This is a genomic window from Phaeobacter sp. CECT 5382, from assembly GCF_001457775.1.
GTDB lineage: Bacteria > Pseudomonadota > Alphaproteobacteria > Rhodobacterales > Rhodobacteraceae > Pseudophaeobacter.
Genome location: NZ_CYSG01000011.1, coordinates 1 through 18,232, shown reverse-complemented (window position 1 = coordinate 18,232; position 18,232 = coordinate 1). Strand labels below are relative to the sequence as shown.

At 55.2% G+C, this 18,232-nt stretch carries 16 protein-coding genes; 5 read left to right on the top strand and 11 right to left on the bottom strand.

What is annotated here, in order from left to right:
- Positions 1 to 21: 21 nt before the first annotated feature.
- On the bottom strand, positions 22 to 3,153 hold the full coding sequence (locus PH5382_RS12645; RefSeq protein WP_058334757.1) for an efflux RND transporter permease subunit: 3,132 nt from the start codon (positions 3,151 to 3,153) through the stop codon (positions 22 to 24).
- 3 nt (positions 3,154 to 3,156) lie between these two features.
- The gene (locus tag PH5382_RS12640) at positions 3,157 to 4,353 is read right to left on the bottom strand and encodes an efflux RND transporter periplasmic adaptor subunit (RefSeq protein ID WP_082645658.1); all 1,197 of its coding nucleotides are present in this window, start codon (positions 4,351 to 4,353) and stop codon (positions 3,157 to 3,159) included.
- 333 nt (positions 4,354 to 4,686) lie between these two features.
- Here PH5382_RS12640 and mtnA point away from each other — a divergent pair, with 333 nt between their 5' ends.
- Positions 4,687 to 5,802 (top strand): S-methyl-5-thioribose-1-phosphate isomerase, encoded by a 1,116-nt coding sequence (gene mtnA / locus PH5382_RS12635; RefSeq protein ID WP_058334756.1) that lies wholly within the window; start codon positions 4,687 to 4,689, stop codon positions 5,800 to 5,802.
- A 6-nt stretch (positions 5,803 to 5,808) separates the two neighbouring features.
- Positions 5,809 to 6,474 (top strand): class II aldolase/adducin family protein, encoded by a 666-nt coding sequence (locus tag PH5382_RS12630; protein ID WP_058334755.1) that lies wholly within the window; start codon positions 5,809 to 5,811, stop codon positions 6,472 to 6,474.
- Positions 6,475 to 6,523: 49 nt separating this feature from the next.
- On the opposite strand, the gene PH5382_RS12625 is transcribed toward PH5382_RS12630, so the two are convergent.
- The 5 genes from PH5382_RS12625 to ectA all read right to left on the bottom strand — a co-directional run bounded on the left by PH5382_RS12625 (position 6,524) and on the right by ectA (position 10,942).
- Complete coding sequence (locus PH5382_RS12625; protein ID WP_058334754.1) at positions 6,524 to 7,189, bottom strand: GntR family transcriptional regulator; 666 nt, start codon at positions 7,187 to 7,189, stop codon at positions 6,524 to 6,526.
- Positions 7,186 to 8,625 carry an aspartate kinase gene (locus PH5382_RS12620; protein ID WP_082645657.1) on the bottom strand — a complete coding sequence of 480 codons (1,440 nt, stop codon included), beginning with the start codon at positions 8,623 to 8,625 and terminating at the stop codon, positions 7,186 to 7,188. The genes PH5382_RS12625 and PH5382_RS12620 overlap by 4 nt, the downstream gene beginning before the upstream one ends.
- Positions 8,626 to 8,655: 30 nt before the next feature.
- Complete coding sequence (locus PH5382_RS12615; RefSeq protein WP_058334753.1) at positions 8,656 to 9,054, bottom strand: ectoine synthase; 399 nt, start codon at positions 9,052 to 9,054, stop codon at positions 8,656 to 8,658.
- Between the two features lie 4 nt (positions 9,055 to 9,058).
- Entirely contained in the window at positions 9,059 to 10,345 is a 1,287-nt protein-coding gene (gene ectB, locus PH5382_RS12610) for a diaminobutyrate--2-oxoglutarate transaminase (RefSeq protein ID WP_058334752.1), read from the bottom strand.
- Between the two features lie 66 nt (positions 10,346 to 10,411).
- Positions 10,412 to 10,942 (bottom strand): diaminobutyrate acetyltransferase, encoded by a 531-nt coding sequence (gene ectA, locus PH5382_RS12605; protein ID WP_197410044.1) that lies wholly within the window; start codon positions 10,940 to 10,942, stop codon positions 10,412 to 10,414.
- A 229-nt stretch (positions 10,943 to 11,171) separates the two neighbouring features.
- On the opposite strand from ectA, the gene PH5382_RS12600 reads away from it, so the two are divergent.
- On the top strand, positions 11,172 to 11,654 hold the full coding sequence (locus PH5382_RS12600; protein WP_058334751.1) for a MarR family winged helix-turn-helix transcriptional regulator: 483 nt from the start codon (positions 11,172 to 11,174) through the stop codon (positions 11,652 to 11,654).
- Positions 11,655 to 11,739: 85 nt separating this feature from the next.
- On the opposite strand, the gene PH5382_RS12595 is transcribed toward PH5382_RS12600, so the two are convergent.
- Both PH5382_RS12595 and PH5382_RS12590 read right to left on the bottom strand, forming a co-directional pair.
- A complete protein-coding gene (locus tag PH5382_RS12595) occupies positions 11,740 to 12,186 on the bottom strand; it encodes a hypothetical protein (protein ID WP_058334750.1) in 447 nt (148 codons plus the stop codon).
- 227 nt (positions 12,187 to 12,413) lie between these two features.
- On the bottom strand, positions 12,414 to 12,821 hold the full coding sequence (locus PH5382_RS12590; RefSeq protein ID WP_058334749.1) for a universal stress protein: 408 nt from the start codon (positions 12,819 to 12,821) through the stop codon (positions 12,414 to 12,416).
- A gap of 220 nt (positions 12,822 to 13,041) precedes the next feature.
- On the opposite strand from PH5382_RS12590, the gene PH5382_RS12585 reads away from it, so the two are divergent.
- Positions 13,042 to 14,421 carry a ferredoxin reductase family protein gene (locus tag PH5382_RS12585; RefSeq protein WP_156414906.1) on the top strand — a complete coding sequence of 460 codons (1,380 nt, stop codon included), beginning with the start codon at positions 13,042 to 13,044 and terminating at the stop codon, positions 14,419 to 14,421.
- A gap of 449 nt (positions 14,422 to 14,870) precedes the next feature.
- Here the strand turns inward: PH5382_RS12585 and PH5382_RS12580 are convergent, their stop codons facing one another.
- Positions 14,871 to 17,135, bottom strand: coding sequence for a choice-of-anchor F family protein (locus tag PH5382_RS12580; RefSeq protein WP_082645656.1), 2,265 nt, complete (start codon positions 17,133 to 17,135; stop codon positions 14,871 to 14,873).
- Between the two features lie 137 nt (positions 17,136 to 17,272).
- Between PH5382_RS12580 and PH5382_RS19755 the strand changes: the two genes are divergently transcribed.
- A complete protein-coding gene (locus PH5382_RS19755; RefSeq protein ID WP_156414905.1) occupies positions 17,273 to 17,734 on the top strand; it encodes a hypothetical protein in 462 nt (153 codons plus the stop codon).
- A 310-nt stretch (positions 17,735 to 18,044) separates the two neighbouring features.
- Here PH5382_RS19755 and PH5382_RS20135 read toward each other — a convergent pair.
- A partial coding sequence (locus PH5382_RS20135; protein ID WP_058334746.1) for an EAL domain-containing protein occupies positions 18,045 to 18,232 on the bottom strand: 188 nt, incomplete at its 5' end.

Genomic DNA, 18,232 nt, shown 5'->3' with positions numbered 1-18,232 from the left:
CACCCCGACTTTTCCCCTGACCTAAGTGCTCGCTCCGCCATCGGGTGATCTGACGCCTTTTATCCACTCCCGCATGGACTGCATCAATGCATAAAGAATTGGGACCACAATAACGCCCACGACAGTTGCCGCCAGCATACCTCCGAAAACGGCGATACCAATCGCTTGCTGACTGGCAGCACCTGCACCAGAGGCGACCATCAATGGCACCACCCCAAGCAGGAACGACAAGGCTGTCATCATCACCGCTCGGAAACGCTGATGTGCGGCTTCGCGGGCGGCCTCCCGGATGGAGAGCCCTTTGCTACGCTGCTCCATCGCAAATTCCACAATCAGAATGGCATTTTTTGAGGCCAGCCCGATGAGCATGATCATCCCGATCTGAGTATAGAGATTGATATCCCCGCCGGTCACCGCAACAGCAGCCAGGGCGCCAAACAAGGCCACAAGCACGGAAAGCAGGATCGCCACTGGCATTGTCCAGCTTTCATACTGCGCGACCAAAAACAGATAGGCAAACAAGACCGCCAAAACTAGGATCGCCGAGACCATTCCTGATGACTCCAGCTGTTGCTGCGCGGTTCCGGTCCACTCAAAAGCGTAGCCAGCTGGGAGTGCGGTCGCCGCCTCCTCTTGCAGGACACGGATCGCATCACCAGTCGACAATCCGGCAGCTGGAACACCCGTCACGGTCGCAGAGCGGAACATGTTGTGACGTTTGAGGATCATCGGCCCCAGAATATTGTCAACGTCGATTAGGGTCGCCAATGGAACCATTTCGCCACTTTGCGCGCGAACATAGAGTGCGCCAATGTCTTCGACCTTGTCCCGATAGCTGCCATCAGCCTGGATCATCACCCGATAAACGCGTCCGAACAGATTGAAATCATTCACATAGTAAGATCCGAGATGCGCCTGCATGGTTTGAAAGACTTCGGCGATGGAAACCTGCAGGGTCTTAGCCTTTTCACGATCCAGATCGACAAACAGCTGCGGAACATTTGCCCTGAAGGTGGTGTAGGATTGCCCGATTTCAGCCCGCTGGTTCGCGGCATAGACCAATGAGCCAACGGCCTGTGCGAGATCCTGTGCGCTGCCGCCAGCGGTTTGCTGGACTTCCATTTCGACACCGGCTGACATCCCAAGACCGGAAATTGGTGGCGGGTTGAAAGCTACAATGCTTGCCCCAGCTTCGCCGTTGGCAATGCCATAGATCTGCCCAAGGATCGAATCTGGCTGCAATTCCGGGGTTTTGCGCTCATCCCAGGGGGCAAGACTCGCGATGATCATCGCGCCATTGGCGCTAGCTCCGTTCAGCAGACTGAAGCCATTCACCAGCATCGTATTTTTCACCCCGGGAATCTGTTCGATCTTGTCATTGACCCGCGCAGTAACGGTTTCCGTCCGGCCCAAGGCCGCCGCATCTGGCAGTTGAATATCGACGAACAGATATCCGTTGTCTTCTGATGGCAAAAACCCCTGTGAGGTCGTTTTCAGCAATCCACCGGAGCCGAGTGCGGCGGCAACCACAATAACCAGTCCGGTAATCGGAAGCCGCAGCATGCGCCCAACGATACCGATGTAGCCGCCCCGCAATCCGCTAATGCCTGTTTCAAACAAAGCCAGAACCCCCTTTGGCGGTCCTGACCGAGGTTTGAGCACTAGCCCGCATAGCGCCGGTGAGAGTGTCAGAGCGTTCACCGAAGAGATCACCACTGCTACAGAAATGGTAATCGCAAACTGCGAAAAAAGTCGCCCGGTGATACCGGGCATGAAGGTCACCGGCACAAAGACCGCCAGCAAAACCAGCGTTGTCGCAATTACCGGACCGGTGATCTGGCCCATGGCTTTGCGGGTGGCATCCTGAGGACTGAGACCTTCTTCTGCGATGAGACGCTCGACATTTTCTACGACAACGATTGCATCATCAACCACGATGCCGATCGCCAGAACCAGCGCGAAAAGCGAGATCGTGTTGAGAGACATGCCCAAAACCAACAAAAAGGCAAAGGTGCCAATCAACGAAACAGGGATCGCCACGGCCGGAATGATTGTTGCCCGCCAGGACCCCAGAAAGACAAACACCACCGAAATAACCAGAACAAAGGTCAGGATCAGGGTTGAGATCACGTCATTCAGGGATTGCTCCACAAAATCAGTGGTATTGAACGGGATCGAATAGGTCACGCCATCAGGAAAGGCCCGCGACAGGCGTTCCAGTTCAGCCAGCACCATTTCGGATACTTCAAGCGCGTTGGCGCCAGGGGCCTGGTAAACGGCCATGATATTGGCAATGTCGCCTTGGAAATACCCCGACGAGCTATAGTTTGCCGCCCCAAGCTCGATCCGTGCGATATCAGATAGCCGAACAAGACTGCCCGCCTCGCCACTGCGAATGACGATATCACCAAATTCGCCGGCCTCTGTCAGACGGCCTTTTGATTTGATAGTATATTGAAATACTTGGTCTCCCGGAACAGGTGGAGCGCCGATCTGGCCAGAGGAGACCTCGAGGTTCTGCTCACGAACTGCAGCAATCACATCTCCGGGGGTAATGGCCAGCGCGGCCATTTTATTCGGATCCATCCAGACACGCATGGCATAGTCAAAACTGGTCAGGATCTCTACCTTGCCCACCCCCTGCACCCGCGACAGGGCATCCTTGATGTTGATGGCGGCGTAGTTCGACAAAAACACACTGTCATAGCTACCGTTTGTCGAGCTGAGCGCCACGCCCAACAGCATGTTGGAGGAGCTTTTCTGAGTGACCACACCTGAGGTCGTTACCTCGGCGGGCAGACTAGCAGTGGCCTGTGCCACACGGTTTTGCACATTGACTGACGCAATGTCGGGGTCTGTGCCGACTTCGAAGGTAACAGAAAGCGAATAGCTGCCGGTATCGGTCGAACTGGAGGACATATAGATCATGTCGTCCACGCCATTGACCTGCGCCTCGATCGGCGCGGCCACGCTTTTTTCCACGGTTTCCGCATTGGCGCCAGTGTAGGAAGCCTTCACAGAAACCACGGGCGGGGTGATTTCCGGAAACTGGGCGACAGGCAAGGCCATGTAGCCAATGCCTCCCATGACGGTCAGCACCAGAGAAATCACCATGGCGAATTTGGGGCGGGAGATGAATATGGATGACAGCATTGTCTATTCTCCGGCCTGCTCGTTTCCGACCTGATCAGCCAGAACCGGGTCTACCTCTACGCCGGGTCGGATGCGCTGCAATCCTTCCACCACAACCTGTTCGCCTTCTATCAAGCCATCGGTCACGACGATGCCCGTTCCCTGCACCTCTCCGGTGACGATATAGCGTTGCGCAACCTGACGGCTGTCATCCACGACCAACACGAACGGCCCCTGCTGATCACGCTGAATGGCAGCCTGGCTGATGATGATCCTGTCCTGGGTTTCATGTGCCGTGATACCTACTGTCAGAAACGAGCCATCGAGGATTAAACCCTTTTCATTTTCAAATCTTGCGCGAACGGCGACGCTGCCAGTTGTTGGATCGATCCGGTTTTCAATAAAGGCAACCTGCCCCTTTTCAACCAATTCTGACTCGTTGGGCAGGATCACGAAAACATCCGGGATTTCCTCTTCGTCCAGGTCACCGCGCCCGCCTGCCCCATATTCCTGCAAGATATCAACATATTGCTTTTCGTTCAGGGCAAAGGTCACATAGATTGGGGCTTCACGAACAATATTGACCAGTGTTTGTGATCCAGGCTCGATCACTTCACCCAGGCTCACGTTGATGCGCCCGGCCCGACCAGAGAATGGAGCCCGCACTTCGGTGTAGCCGACGTTCAGCTCTGCCTGACGGATCGCGGCCTGTGCAGATCGCACAGCCGCCTCGGCCACAAGCTCATTGGCCCGCGCTGTGTCACGTTCGGATTCGGGAACAGAGCCCCGTTCAAACAATTCTTGTTTTCGATCAAGATCCAGTCCGGCCAGTTCCAGATTTGCTTCGGCCCTTGCCAATTCAGCGCGCGCTGTCTCCAGAGTTGCTTCATAACTGCTGCTCTCGATCCGGAAGAGCAGGTCTCCCTTGGAGACCTCGGCCCCGTCCTTGATCAGTATCTCTTCGAGGTACCCGCTCACCCGGGCAACTAAATCCACCTTGTCGATGGCTTCGCCACGTCCAATGAAGGTTTCCGATTCTCGGACAGGTTTGAGCACGGCCTCCATGACCGAAACTTTCGGAGCCTGCGTCTCCTGAGCGTTCAATTTCAGGGGCACGGCGGTACTCGCCAAAAGAACCGCAAGGCAAGCGGCCCGGAAAGTGGTCCTAGCAGTTGCGCGCAGGATACGCACGCGCGGCGTTTCAACAAATTTAGCAATCATACCCGAGCCTTCCTGTCTCAACTCCGTCGGTTAAAACAAATGCCTGTCGGAGTGAGAAGTTCCAAATCCAATACTGCCAAGATGACCAAGGCTTTGCACAAGAGCAAGCGAGCATTGGGATCTAATCAACTATTCTCTAGGTCACATGTTCTGGCCATTGGCCACTCCCGGGTCTCCTCGCGGTAATTCTGATCGACTAACGAAACGCCTGACCAACCTTGGTGAACTCAGTCAGGTCAAGCCAGAACAGAGGGTTGCGAAGTGGGGTGGAACTGTGCAGGACTTTGCGCAAAACGGAACTCGCGTTTCGCAGATCAAAGAGGAGACCGCCCTATGAAAGTCAATGGAGTCGAATACCGCTCTCTTTGGTGGGATGCAGACAAGCAAGCCCTTCAGATTATTGACCAAAGATGGCTCCCTCATGAGTTTCGCATCGCCCAGCTCGACAATCTAAGCGACTTTGAAACGGCAATCAAAGACATGCATGTTCGCGGGGCGCCTCTGATCGGTGCCACGGCAGCCTACGGTATGGCGCTTGCCATGCGGATTGATCCCGGCGATGCCGCCTTGGACCACGCCTGGGAACGTCTCAACAAGACCCGCCCAACGGCCATCAACCTGCGCTGGGCGCTGGATCGCTGTCGCCAGCGGCTGTCGACCCTGCCACAGGACCAGCGCGCCGCTGCTGCTTTGATCTTAGCGCATGAAATTGCCGACGAAGACGTCGAGATCAATCGCCAGATTGGTCTGCATGGCCTGACCCTGATCCAGAAGATCGCAAGCCAGAAAACAGATGGCAGCCCAGTCCGCCTTCTGACCCATTGCAACGCCGGCTGGATCGCAACGGTCAATTGGGGCACTGCCACCAGCCCAATGTATCACGCCCATGATGCCGGTATCGCGTTGCATGTCTGGGTCGACGAAACTCGCCCCCGCAATCAGGGCGCGCTGACCTCCTGGGAGCTGGGAAGCCATGGGATCAGCCATAGCTACATCACCGACAATGCCGGCGGCCATCTAATGCAGCACGGTCAAGTTGACATGGTGATTGTTGGAACAGACCGGACGACCCGGCAAGGGGACGTCTGTAACAAGATCGGAACCTACCTCAAGGCGCTGGCGGCAAAAGATAATGGTGTGCCTTTTTATGTCGCGCTCCCCTCGCCGACCATCGATTGGACCGTCACCGACGGGGTTGCGGACATTCCAATTGAAGAGCGTGATGCACGCGAAGTGACCCATGTCCAGGGCCTGACAGCCGACCATGAGATCTCAACGGTACAGGTCACGCCTGCGGGAACGCCGGCCGGCAACCCGGCTTTTGATGTGACGCCAAACCGGCTGATCACCGGGCTCATTACCGAGCGCGGTATTTGCGAGGCCAGCGCCGAAGGCCTTGCCGGTCTGTTTCCCGACCTGGCCTCATCCGCAGCTACCAGTAAGGAATAGCGCGCAATGATCAGCGGATTTAAGGATACTCTGGCTCTCAGACAGTCGATCATAGATGGCTGCCTGGCGATGAATGCCAGCGGGATCAATCAAGGCACTTCAGGCAATATCTCGGTACGTACCGATGCAGGCATGCTCATCACCCCTTCGGGGGTGGACTACGCGCAGCTACACCCTGATATGCTGGTTCTCATGCCGCTGGATGACACAAGTATCGCGCCCAACCAGATGAAACCCTCGTCGGAATGGCGTTTTCACCGCGACATTCTGAAGGCCAAGCCCGCGGTGTCGGCTGTGGTCCATGCCCATCCGGTCTATTGCACGGCTTTGGCAATGAACCATATGGAGATCCCGTCCTGTCACTACATGGTTGCAGCTTTTGGCGGTGACACAGTACCATTGGCCGACTATGCCCTGTTTGGGACTGAGGCCTTGTCGGTGCATGTTTTGGCAGCACTGCAAAACCGCTCGGCCTGTCTGATGGCGAACCATGGCGCAGTGGTGACCGGAGATAGTCTCGAACGGGCTCTTTGGCGGATGACAGAGTTGGAAACCCTCGCCAAAGGCTATGTCACCGCCTTGACCGTTGGGCAGCCCAAACTGCTCGGAAAGGTAGACATGTCTGCGGTTCAGCAGGCGTTTTCCGACTACGGACTTAAAACAGATGCGTAGGGCCAGTCGCCCCTTGGAGAGACCTGTGAGAGGCTGTTTGAGTGCATTTCTAGGGGGCGATCATGCGCGTATAGGCGATCTGGTAATATGCAGCCGCTTCCAGATTGGCCGCAGCGACCGCTGAATGCATGTTGCTGAGATGGGCGCAAAGATTGTCATAGGCCGCCTCCAACCAGACATGATCTTTCGCCAGACTGTGTAGCTGATGCCGTGTCGTACGACCGTAGTAGCTTTTGCAGCTCTGACGCAGGGCTTCATTGCCGGTGACCTCGACAAAGGCATCAAAGGCCTCCATGTCCAGTTCCGCGAAAACGCTCACGCCGGGCTGCGCTTTCAAACGCGCGCAACGGTCCTGCAGGTCTTCGAACCGGGCCACCAGCGGGGTTGGGTCGTCTATGGGGTCTATATCTACCACGGCGCGTTCCAGGGTGGAGCGCACGACAAAATTCTGACCCAGGTTGGACGCATCCAACGCGGTCACAAAGGTTCCGACGCCTTGTCGCGATGAAATCAGCTCTTCACGTTCCAGCCAGGCCAAAACCCGCCGCAACGGCGTTCGACTACAGGCGAACTCCTCTGCCAGTGCGGTTTCCGACAACCTAAACCCCGGTGGATACCGCAAAGTGCAAATGCGAAAGCACAGCACGTCGCACAGAACATTCAACCGGTCCTGAACAGTCTGGGCTGCATCAAGCTCTCGTGCGACTGTGTTCATGCAGCATTTCCAAGTCGCCGAATCCCAGAATCCTCATCAACCAGAGCAGTGTGTAGTGCAATGATGGCAGCATCGGCCGCTGCGCGCGGCACCACAAACTGGATATCAACATTGCGCGGTGTTTGCTGGGCGGCAATGACATCAATGCCTGCCACCTCGAGCGCCACGAGGCCCCGGCTAAAGGCGCGCTGCCCGGAAAGATCGCGTCCAATTGCCGATACGATAGCCACAGATCGCGTGCTGATATCGGCAGAGGGAAAGGCGCCTTCAAGATCGACAATGACGCGGCGCACTGTTTTCAAAGAGGCCTCAACGTAGTGCGTGATCGAATTGGCATTTGATGTCTTTGAGGCAATGCGCACCCGGTGGCGCTTCAATGCCTCAAGGGCTGTAGCATCATAGCCTTTGACGCCAACCATGTCCTGTTCAAAGAGTTCCAGCGCCACCACGTTAAGCCCAGTTATGATTTCTACCGCAGGCGCCTGCCCCGGCTGGTCATCAATGAGGGTTCCGGGATCAGAAGGCTCAAATGCATTGGTGACCCGCAGCGCCACCTGGGATTGGCGCAAAATTTTCGCGGCATTGGGATGGATCGCCTCCATCCCCATGTTCGACAGCTGGTCGGCCACATCATAATTTGTATGACCCAACTTGCGCACCGTCGCGGCACCAACAAGCGCTGGATCCGCAGAGGAAAGATGGAATTCTTTGTGAATGATGGCTTCGCTTGCCTGAGTAAAGGCTGCAATCTTGGAAAAGATGACCTCGGAATATCCGCGGTCATATTCACGCATCACGCCTTCGCGACACTGGGCATATCCGGTGACAACCGGCAATTCCGTGGTCAGATCTATCCCGACAAGGGCATCTTCGATGCGCTGCTCAAGCGTGCATTCGGTCTCATCCCGCCAGCCGCTCAGATCGACGAAACGGGCATTTACCCCGGCACGTTGCAACATGAGGCTGGTCACGAATGCCGAATGCGCCTCGCCAAGGCCAGACAGAAGTTCGCGCACGATCATCATCTGGCTGTTGAGCCGGAACTGCCCGTAAGAGCACAGACGCCGCAAATCAAACAGGCAGCTGCGCGCGCCTTCAATGCGTTCGCGGCTGAAATCCTCGGCCAAAGCCCTGTCTGCTGCATGCTCCAGAACCAGGTTGTGGGCTTCGGACATTGCCTTGGCCACGCGGGTCAGCGCATCCAGCCAGCTGTGATCATTATCATCATTGGCAAACAGTGCATAAACACCAGGTTCACCAGTTTTCTTGTGTTCCAACAATAGGTTGGTAATGCCACCAAAGGCGGACACCACAAAAATACGTTGGTAGAGATCAGCCCCTGCACGGTCGCCAATGATCAGGCTGTCGCGCAGTTCGTGGATGCGGCTCATCGAGGTGCCGCCGATTTTCTCAACGGTATGTTCTGGGAAGGTCACAGGGATACTCCCGGTCAGCGCCGGGCCTCTTTAGGCAGTTTCAAGCTCAAGCGCATAAGACCCATCCTCGCGGTGGACTTCGTTGCCAGTCACAGGCGGATTGAAGCAGCAGGCCATCACCAGCTCCTCGTCGGCGCGCAATGTGTGACGATCGTGCTTGTCGAGCGCATACATCACACCGGGGTGAATGAGGTGGGTCTCGCCGGTAGCAAGATCGGTGATCGAACCGGAGCCCTGCATGCAATAGACGCTCTCAAAGTGGTTTTTATACTCGAACGTGTGTTCAGAACCCGCCTCTAGGAAAGTGATGTGAAAGGAGAACCCCATTCCATCATCGGCCAGCAGCATCCGCACGCTGCTCCATTTGGCGTCAGACACCACCCGGCTGCGCTCTTTTTCAATGATCTCGTTGAAATCCCGGACAATCATCTGCTTACTCCGCTGCAAATTTATGGGCGCCGATCACATCCTGTGCGGCGCTGATGAGAATGTTGAGCCCGGCCTGAAGGGTCGCGTCGGGGGTTGTGAGTGGGGCTAGGATCTTGACGACCTGGTCTTCGGCACCGGAGGTCTCGATGATGAGACCTTGCTGGAAAGCACGGGCGCAGATTTTGCCGGCCAGCGTGCCGCAGCCCACGTCAACGCCCCGCATCATGCCACGCCCTTTGAGACGCGCGCCCGGAACCATGTCGCAGATGGTCTGCAGCCCCCGCTCGATGATGTCGGCGCGGCGCGCGACATCATGTTCAAAGGCATCATCGGCCCAGAACTTTTCGATAGCGACGCGAGCGGTCACAAAGGCATGGGTGTTGCCCCGGAAGGTGCCGTTATGTTCAGCCGGGCCCATCACATCATGTTCGGGTTTCACCAGAACCAGCCCCATCGGCAGACCAAATCCCGAGAGGGATTTTGCCAGTGTCACAATGCCCGGCGAGATCCCCATATGTTCAAACGAAAAAAACCCGCCTGTCCGGCCACAACCAGCCTGGATATCATCGACGATCAACAGGGCACCAGCCTCTTGGGCAAGCTTTGCAATTCGGCGCAACCAATCAGGGTTGGCAGCATTCAGCCCGCCCTCTCCTTGCACGGTTTCCAATAGGATCGCGGCTGGCGCGTCCAGCCCGGAAGAGCGGTCCTTCAGCATCGCCTCAAGAAAATCGGTGGTGTCACAGGCAGCCCCGAGGTAGCCGTCAAAGGGCATCCGGGTTATATTGTTGAGCGTCACCCCGGCCCCGCCACGGTGATAGCTATTGCCAGTGGCAGCCAATGCACCCTGGGTCACGCCGTGAAAACCGTTGGTGAAGGCGATGATATTGCTGCGGCCGGTCACCTTACGAGCAATCTTCATCGCCGCTTCGACGGCATTGGCGCCGGTTGGACCGGTGAACATCACCTTATGGTCCATCTCACGGGGCCGCAGGATCAGGCGTTCAAAGACCTCCAGGAACTGGGCCTTGGTATTCGTGTGCATGTCCAGACCATGGGCAATACCATCCGACTGCACGTGATCGATCAGGGCTGCCTTCATATCTGCGTCATTGTGGCCGTAGTTCAGCGACGAGCACCCTGCGAGGAAATCAATGTAACGCTGCCCATTCTGGGCGGTCATTTCAGAACCTTTGGCCGAGGTGAAAACAGTGTTGAAACCACGGCAATAGCTGCGCGCCTCGGATTCCCGACGTGTAAAAATGGCAGTGGTGGCGGGGTTCGTAGACATACGACCTCTTTTGTTTTTTGGGGAAGGAAGGAAGAACTGCGAAACAAAGACCGAGGGACGCATCGTTCAGGCTGCGAGCGCCAGACGTTTTGACAGCGGGATCGTGACCAGGTTTTCGGTTTTGTGCCGTTGCTGGAAGTGCAGCGCTTGGGTGTAATAGGGCTGGATATCCAGCTGACTTTCCTGAAACTTGGCAAACCGGCGGAACAGGGCCCAGGACGCCTCGTTGTCTGCAGTGATTGTGGTTTGCAACCTTGTGACAGTTTTACATTGCGGGCGCTGCAGAATGGACTGCAGCATCAAAGCGCCGAGCCCGCGCCCCCGCGCCTTTTCTGCGACAGCCACTTGCCAGACAAACAGCGTTTCCGGGTCATTGGGCATCACGTAGGCGGAAATCCAGCCAACAGTTTCCTGTGACAGTTCTGCTAGGCTGCAGGTGTCTGCAAAATGATCGCTCTGCAAAAGATTGCAATACATGGAGTTCTCATCGAGCGGCTTGCAGCTGCGGATCAGATTCCAGATTTCTGCCCCGTCTTTGGCGCTCGGCTTGCGAATGGCAGGAAGTGCGACGCGCATTGGATCGATTGGGTTTTGCATGTTTGGGCTCTCCTCTCGCTTTGATGGTCGAAATACCAGAGCTGGCTCAAAACTTCAACAGTCAAAGTATTGTGCGGCAAAACACCTCTCATTTCCTTCGTTTTGTGGCGCTTTTCGCCCCTTTGAGTCGCAAACGGAGCTTAAAACGCTTAGTTACTCAAAGCAAATTCTAAATTGAACGCACCGCACCCTGACTGTATGCTTTGATACATGAAGCATCGGAGATGAAATGGAACGGATTGACAGTAGCCTGATTGCGCTTCGCCGCATTGTCCGCACCACGGAATTGTTCGGGCGCGAGATACGTCAGGCAACTGGTGTCACACCGGCACAGTTTCGGGTCTTGCAGATCATCGCAGAGCATGGATTTGCGACTGCAAAAGCCATCTCACTGCGCATGCAAGTCTCGCAGGGCACCGTCACTTCGCTGGTTGACAAACTGGTCCGCGACGGTCTCGCCCTGCGCGAAAAGTCGAGCCAGGATCGCCGACAGACCCATATTCTGCTGACAGATGCCGGGCGCTCCGTTCTCGCTGAGGCACCTGATCCGCTGCAACAAAGATTTGTGCGCAAATTCGCGGCCATGGAAGACTGGGAACAGGCTATGCTGGTTGCAGCGCTTGAACGGGTTGCCGCCATGCTTGACGCAGAGGGTCTTGATGCTTCGCCGGTCTTGGATACTGGTGAAATTCGCCCGGTGACGGATCAGTGACGCACCATTCGAGCTGAACTGGGGCCGTCTTTGCGGCGAACACGGAACAGCTTAAACAGGTGGCTGGCCATAGTTCTCCCCGACTTCAGAAGACCTTACAATTGTTTTCGACAATTCGTCCCGGAACAACGCGATATCCCGGCCGCGGGTTGATCACCACGGCCTGAACACCGGTAAACTGTTCCATGCAGTGATCAGCTACCTCGGCAGTCATCGTGCTGCCATCGACGTAGATATCCAGCCAGGTGTGCCCATTCCAACCTATATGGCAGGGGCCGCTCTGTGGCTTGGGGCCATCACCACAGAGATCCTCGACAATCGCATATTTGCGAAGTCGTGGAATATAGAACCGCGTTCCGGGCGCGAAATCCTCAAAATGCCATCCGAAGTAGATGCGCCAACCGACCGCCAGGGTAACCGGATCCGTATAGGTCCCGACCCCGCCGGCGACATCATGAATAACGGGCCGTCCGATGATGGCAGACCCGGCTGGCGTGTTGTCCCAGTAGCTATACCCGGTCAGAAAAACCATCACACGCCTCTCCTTGGGCAACCAAAGAAGAAAGCTCAGCCCCAAGATCAGAGAGAGTAGAACAAGGTTTTTCCGTTTAAGCACCGTAGGAATTCTATAGCCCGCAGATCGCCTTGCAAAGCAGCAAAACCAACAAGCCCCCCCGCCTGGCTAAAGGAGAGACAGACAATGCCTATATCCGACCTGATCGGCGAAGGCCTCGAAGCCGTAGAACCTGTCGTCGGACACTATCTTATAACATGTACCGAACATTTGGCGTGACGCACAACTCTTGACGCGGTCGATCCCAGGAAAAAATCACCGAACCCGGGCCTGTGTGAGGCCAGTATGATGCAGTCGATATTGTTTTCATCGGCATAGTCAACGATGGACCTTCCGGGATTTCCGGATATCAGCATCGGCACGGAATTTGGCAACGCCCTGGCGGACTGGGTCAGAGATTTCTGCACCTCCTGTCGCGCCTGATCAATCACCTCGCCCGGAATTTCGGTCGTGACGTAGTTTGGAATGGTCTCCAACACATGAACAACGGTGAATTTCGCTCCCTCGTCCGCCAGTGCGCGCGCAACCAAAAAAGACGCCTGGGTATCGTGGTGTTCGTCAAAGAGTACCGGAACAAGAATATTCTTATACATGGCTTGGTCTCCAGCTGGGTTATCTACGAAACATAACAAACAGCTTACGCGACACATCCGAGCTAGCATTGCGCTAGATCAATGGCTTCCAAAGCAGCCTCATGCCAGAGTATTTTACATCTGGTAGCCAGGTTCCTGTCGAAACCGTCTTAAACGTTCAGCAAAACCTGTTTAAAGGTATATCTCATCATATCACCTTGATCCATTCTGGCGCGCTGTGGTGAAATTGGCAGTCAAGTGGCCTGCCCCTGCAAATGACCAATTGCGTTGCCAAAGAAAGTGGACCAGACAAAATATGAAACCTCTTGCTTTGATCCTTTTTTATCTGGTTGTGGTCGCCCTACCCCTGCTTCTCGCCTGGCTGACCGGTGGGCCACCTCGCCCCCTCCTGCAAGAACTTGCTTCGGGCTTGGGCATGCTGGCGTTTTCGATGATCCTGATGGAATTCGTCCTATCCGGGCGTTTCAAGAAAATTTCAAATGGCATCGGCATGGACGTGACCATGCGATTTCATCAGTTGATGGCACGCACGGCACTCGCTTTTGCCCTACTGCATCCCTTTCTATATCGCGGCACGGCCTCGGGCGATCAGCGCCCCTGGGATCCGACCCGACAGCTTACGACAACCACCGACTTTGCCGATCTGTCTTCTGGTATTGTGGCATTTCTTCTCTTGCCAAGCCTCGTTCTGCTGGCGGCCGGACGAAAACAGCTGGACTACAAGTATGAAACCTGGCGTCTGATGCACGGACTTGGCGCCGTGCTGATTGCGGGCCTGCTGCTGCACCACACCACCCAGGCCGGACGCTATGGGTCACAGCCTGCAATGACCTGGCTATGGATGGCGTTCACTGCCCTGGCGATTGCTTCCCTAGTCTATGTCTACTTGATCGCGCCGCTTCGAGAAATAAAACAACCTTGGCGTGTTACCGCTGTCACGCGGCTGACGCCCCGGCAATGGCACGTGACAGTCGCACCAGACGGACACAAGGGGATAGAGTTCAAAGCCGGTCAGTTTGCTTGGCTGAACATCGGCCACAGTGCGTTTTCACTAAAAGAAAACCCATTTTCCATATGCTCAGCACCGGCAAGCGGGCCTGAAATCTCATTCTTGATCAAGGAGCTAGGAGATTTTACCCGGACACTTGGGCGGATCAAATCTGGCACCACCGCCTACGTTGATGGCCCCTATGGTAGCCTGACAGTTGAGGGCCGAAACGTACCGGGCATCGCTTTTGTTGCGGGCGGCGTCGGTATCGCTCCTTTGTTGGGGATCATTCGACAAATGCGTCTTACGGGTGATCGGCGCCAAATCAAGTTGATCTATGGCAACAGAACAGAGGGACAAATCGCCTTTCGGGACGAGCTGGACCAGCTAGATGTTACCTATGTTGTCTCGGAACCCGCGACGTCCTGGCCGGGAGAAACTGGCCACATAGATCACGCACTCATCGATCACGTGTTCTCTCCTGAGGAGATCAGGGAATGGCTCTTTGTGATGTGCGGACCGGCTGTCATGATGGATATCGTCGAAGACCATCTGGTCACGCGGGGCGCATCCTCACATCACATTCTGTCGGAGCGGTTCGACTATGACTAGTGCTTTCAGACACTTCAGTTTGCGCACGCGGGTCGCTGTCGCGATCTGGGCGGTAAATATGATCTTGTGCCTGGCGGTTACAGCTTTTGCGCTTCGCTGAGATCTGATCTGGCACATTTATGTAAACAGCGTCCCGTTTTGTAGTTTTTGGGTGTGCGCCAAGGGCTATTTGCAACTTGGAACAAGTTGACCGGATCAGGCGACCAGATTGTCGGGTCACTCCGCTGTCAATAGCTGTTCACCTGCTGTTTCAATCGACTGCTCGCTCGTCTGGTGAAACTAGTATCCAGAACCGAGCCTGCGATGATGAGCCATGACGCAAAGAGCCGCCACCAAGTTCGACAGGACACAGGCGTAGCTCAAACATTCACGGTCCCAAGAAGCAAAAAAGGCCTGGCACCGGTTGGGTGCCAGGCCATAGCCCTTCAAGATACCTATAGGTAAATCGCTTAGAACAGGTAGTTGAACCCGACTTGGAAACGATGGCTTTCGTAGTCGCTGCCGATTGATCCGGCGTAGCCACCATAAAGAACGGATCCACCTGCAGCTCCGGATGCCAGCTGTGTCTCAAAACCGAGGTTGATATCCACCCAGGAGTCGTCAAGACCTTGGACATTCAACACCGATCCGGGCAAACCGACAAAACCGCTTTGAACGGCGAAATCATCGCCCGAAGCAGCGGTGTATTCCAGACCACCAGTCAAAAGTGTGCCACCGCCCTGCCCCGGCAGCTCATACTCTCCGCGCAGACCAACAGAGGCCAGAACCATTTCGCTGGACAGGCCACCGACGGTCAAGTTCCAGATGCCGGCACCTGTTTCGGTGAAACCATCGACCGATACGTCGTAGTATTCGAGGGAAGCCGTTGGGCCCCAACGCAGGGCACCCAGGCTCTGCATATATTCCGCCTGCAGGGCAGCAAAAGTCTGGGATCCATCAGTGCTTCCAATCGCCTGCTGTCCAAGCACGTTTCTGGTCGAGTCATAGGACGTATCCTGGTAACCAAAGGCGGCCCGAACCAGACCACCGTCACCGAAACTCAGCCGACCAAATGCGGTAATCGAAACACCGGAGGAGTCGACGTCACCGAGACCATTTTGAGCGTCGGAGCTTGCGTCCATGACACCCAGCATAACGCCCCAGGATGCGTTTGGATTTACAGTTTTCTCTACCCCGAAAGACAGGGACGCAATATCAATGTCATAGCCCACAGAGGTTGCAGTTGCGTCATAGGTTGTCTGGCTGCCATTGACCGACATCAGGCCAGTCCAGCCTTCTCCCATCCGCCAAGTATCCATGCTGTGGTTCCGGCTCACGCCTTCACCACCGGCTGCAGACTGAGAAGGAATGCTGAACACTGTATCGACCTGGCCGCGCGACATTTCGAAGCCGAGGCTGGAGAAGGCCGGCGCAAAGCTGTAACCGGTGCTAGTCAAGGCCGCACTGCGCGCAGCGGCATCCATCGCCATCAGATCTGTGATCGCTGTCTGATAGGCTGCTGCATTGCCGAGATCGTAATATGGCACATTAGCTGCTGCATCCAGCTGGCCTGCCAGTTTGAATTCATACAGCGAGGTGGCGCTGCTGACGATCGGGGCAAAGCTGGGTGCCAGGCGCACTGTGAATTCGCCCGCGTCGACGTCACCGACGGTAATTGTATAGTTCAGGTTTGCATTTCTAAGGTCTTCGACAGCATCAACAGCAAAAAGACCATTTGCATTTGCCGCCGCAACGATTTCATCCGGCACAAGGCCACCGTCGACATAGCCCAGATCGGCGACATCCACGCCCAGGGCTGTCGCCAACTCGGCGAGCCGTGCGTCAATGTCAGTGGCGGTTTCCAGCGTGCCGTAGGTCCAGCCGCCATTGGAAAGGTTGTTCCAGGCGATCAGCGAGGACTCATCAGTCGGATCGTTGTTGTCGTCCCAGAAGAGACCATCCGGCGTCATGCTGTTGTCAAGCATGCCGTTTCCGAAATTCGCGACATATTCGGCATTGGTCAGCGCACCAAAAGTGAGCGTGTCAGCGCTTGTCGTCCGTGTCAGAGGCGCACGATCTGTCGAAAAGAAGCCGATATTGCCCTCGTGACCACCGGATCCGAAAAGGCCATCAGGCAAACGGGCACCAATCCCGATATCGGTTGCACTCAGATTGAAAAGCGCGGCGTCTTCCGGGGCCAAGGTTCCCATCAAATTGCCGTCCGCATCAAGCAACTGCAGTGACAGACCAGTCATACGGGCACCGGTAAAGTTCGACGCCTTCCCGAAACTGAAATAGTCGACTGATGGGTGTGTTGCGCTTGAAACTGTTCGCATCCGTAGATCAAAGGCTTCAGGCCCGGTAAGATATGTTTTGACGCGTTTTCCTGACCCGCTCTCGGAATCGCAATACACATCAGGATTGTTGGCCATGATGCAGTTTGTTACATTTCCACGGGAAGTTAGCGAAGAAAAGTCGGTTACGATTTCCTCAAAGGGGTCAACAAAGTCGTTCCCGCCGGACCCATCCGGAACACGTGTGCGCGTAAAGGTGACTGCTTTGACACCAGGCTCGAAAACGCCCTCTGAAGGGTCCGAAAAAATCAACCCGTCTCCGCTCGTGCCGATCAAGACTTCATCGGCCAGCAAGTCAGCAGAAGCCGCGCTGGCTGTCAGGACCAAAAGTGCCGCAGGAGCCACGGTTCCCAGCTTCCAGTAGTTTCGGAGTAAGTTCATTTCAAGTGGTTCCCTTCAAGCAGTCCTAAAATTCCCAACAGTCGAAACAACTCGACGTCAATAATTCCACTAAAGCGGAAGATAGGTTCGGTTTTTGATATATGTCAACAAACCAGCATTTCGCTACACATTACATCATGAGCATGTGTCTTTTGAGTGTCTCCTTCTTCGTGAACCACCTGAACCTCCCCGCATCGAAAAAGGGATTTTCAAACGAGCACAAAGTTTTAAACCGATTCAAACTCCAATTTATTATTATTTTACATAACGTTGAAGTGGCTTTCCAAGGTGAGAAATTTGGGTTTTTCGCCCAGTGGTGTGTATCACGCCAAGAGTGGGTGAGAGAAAAATTTGGAAGCCTCGGGCCAACTTTGAGAAACCGAAAATCAGCGCAGTGTTCGGTATGCGATACCACAGGAAGGAGGAAACAGTGTTTCGATCGACCACCAATTTCAATCTGGAGGTGCAGGCGAAAAGGAATGCCAGAAGGACCTGACAAACCAGAAGGACCTGACAAAATGGACTGGGAGAAAAATGGCCGGATCGATGGCGCGCTGTTGCTCGATGGTTCACGGTCTCTTTGCGTTGGCCTCAAATGAAGGTCATGCACAGAGTGATCGACTGAGACACCAGTGGTAAAATCTTCAAATTGACAGCAGCAAGCCATGCTGATGCGACCAAATCAGGTTTTTATACTATTTTTTACTATGGTGACTAACCAGGTCGTCATCGAAGTCAGCAGGTTTGAAATCCGTGGGCCCCTGCTCTCCCGCTGTCGTGACATACGCTGTTTACGACACGTGGGAGCAAGCCTTGCCTCCCAGGTTTGGACATGAAGTGTGGCGACCAAAGTGGTTAGGGTTGACAATACTGCCTTCGCTGCAGGGACTGGCCCAAGACCTTATCCACTCAGGCTGTCTTGGTATAGTTCCAAGAGATTTTCGAGGTTTCTTGGGCGGCCATTGGTCTACCGTAGAAATAGCCTTGATATTGATCGCAGCCAACTGTTTGTAGCATTTCTGCGTGTCTTTCGTTCTCCACTCGGCTTTGTTGCACAAATCGGGTGAGGGATTCATTTCGTGAATCCAGCATGGTAG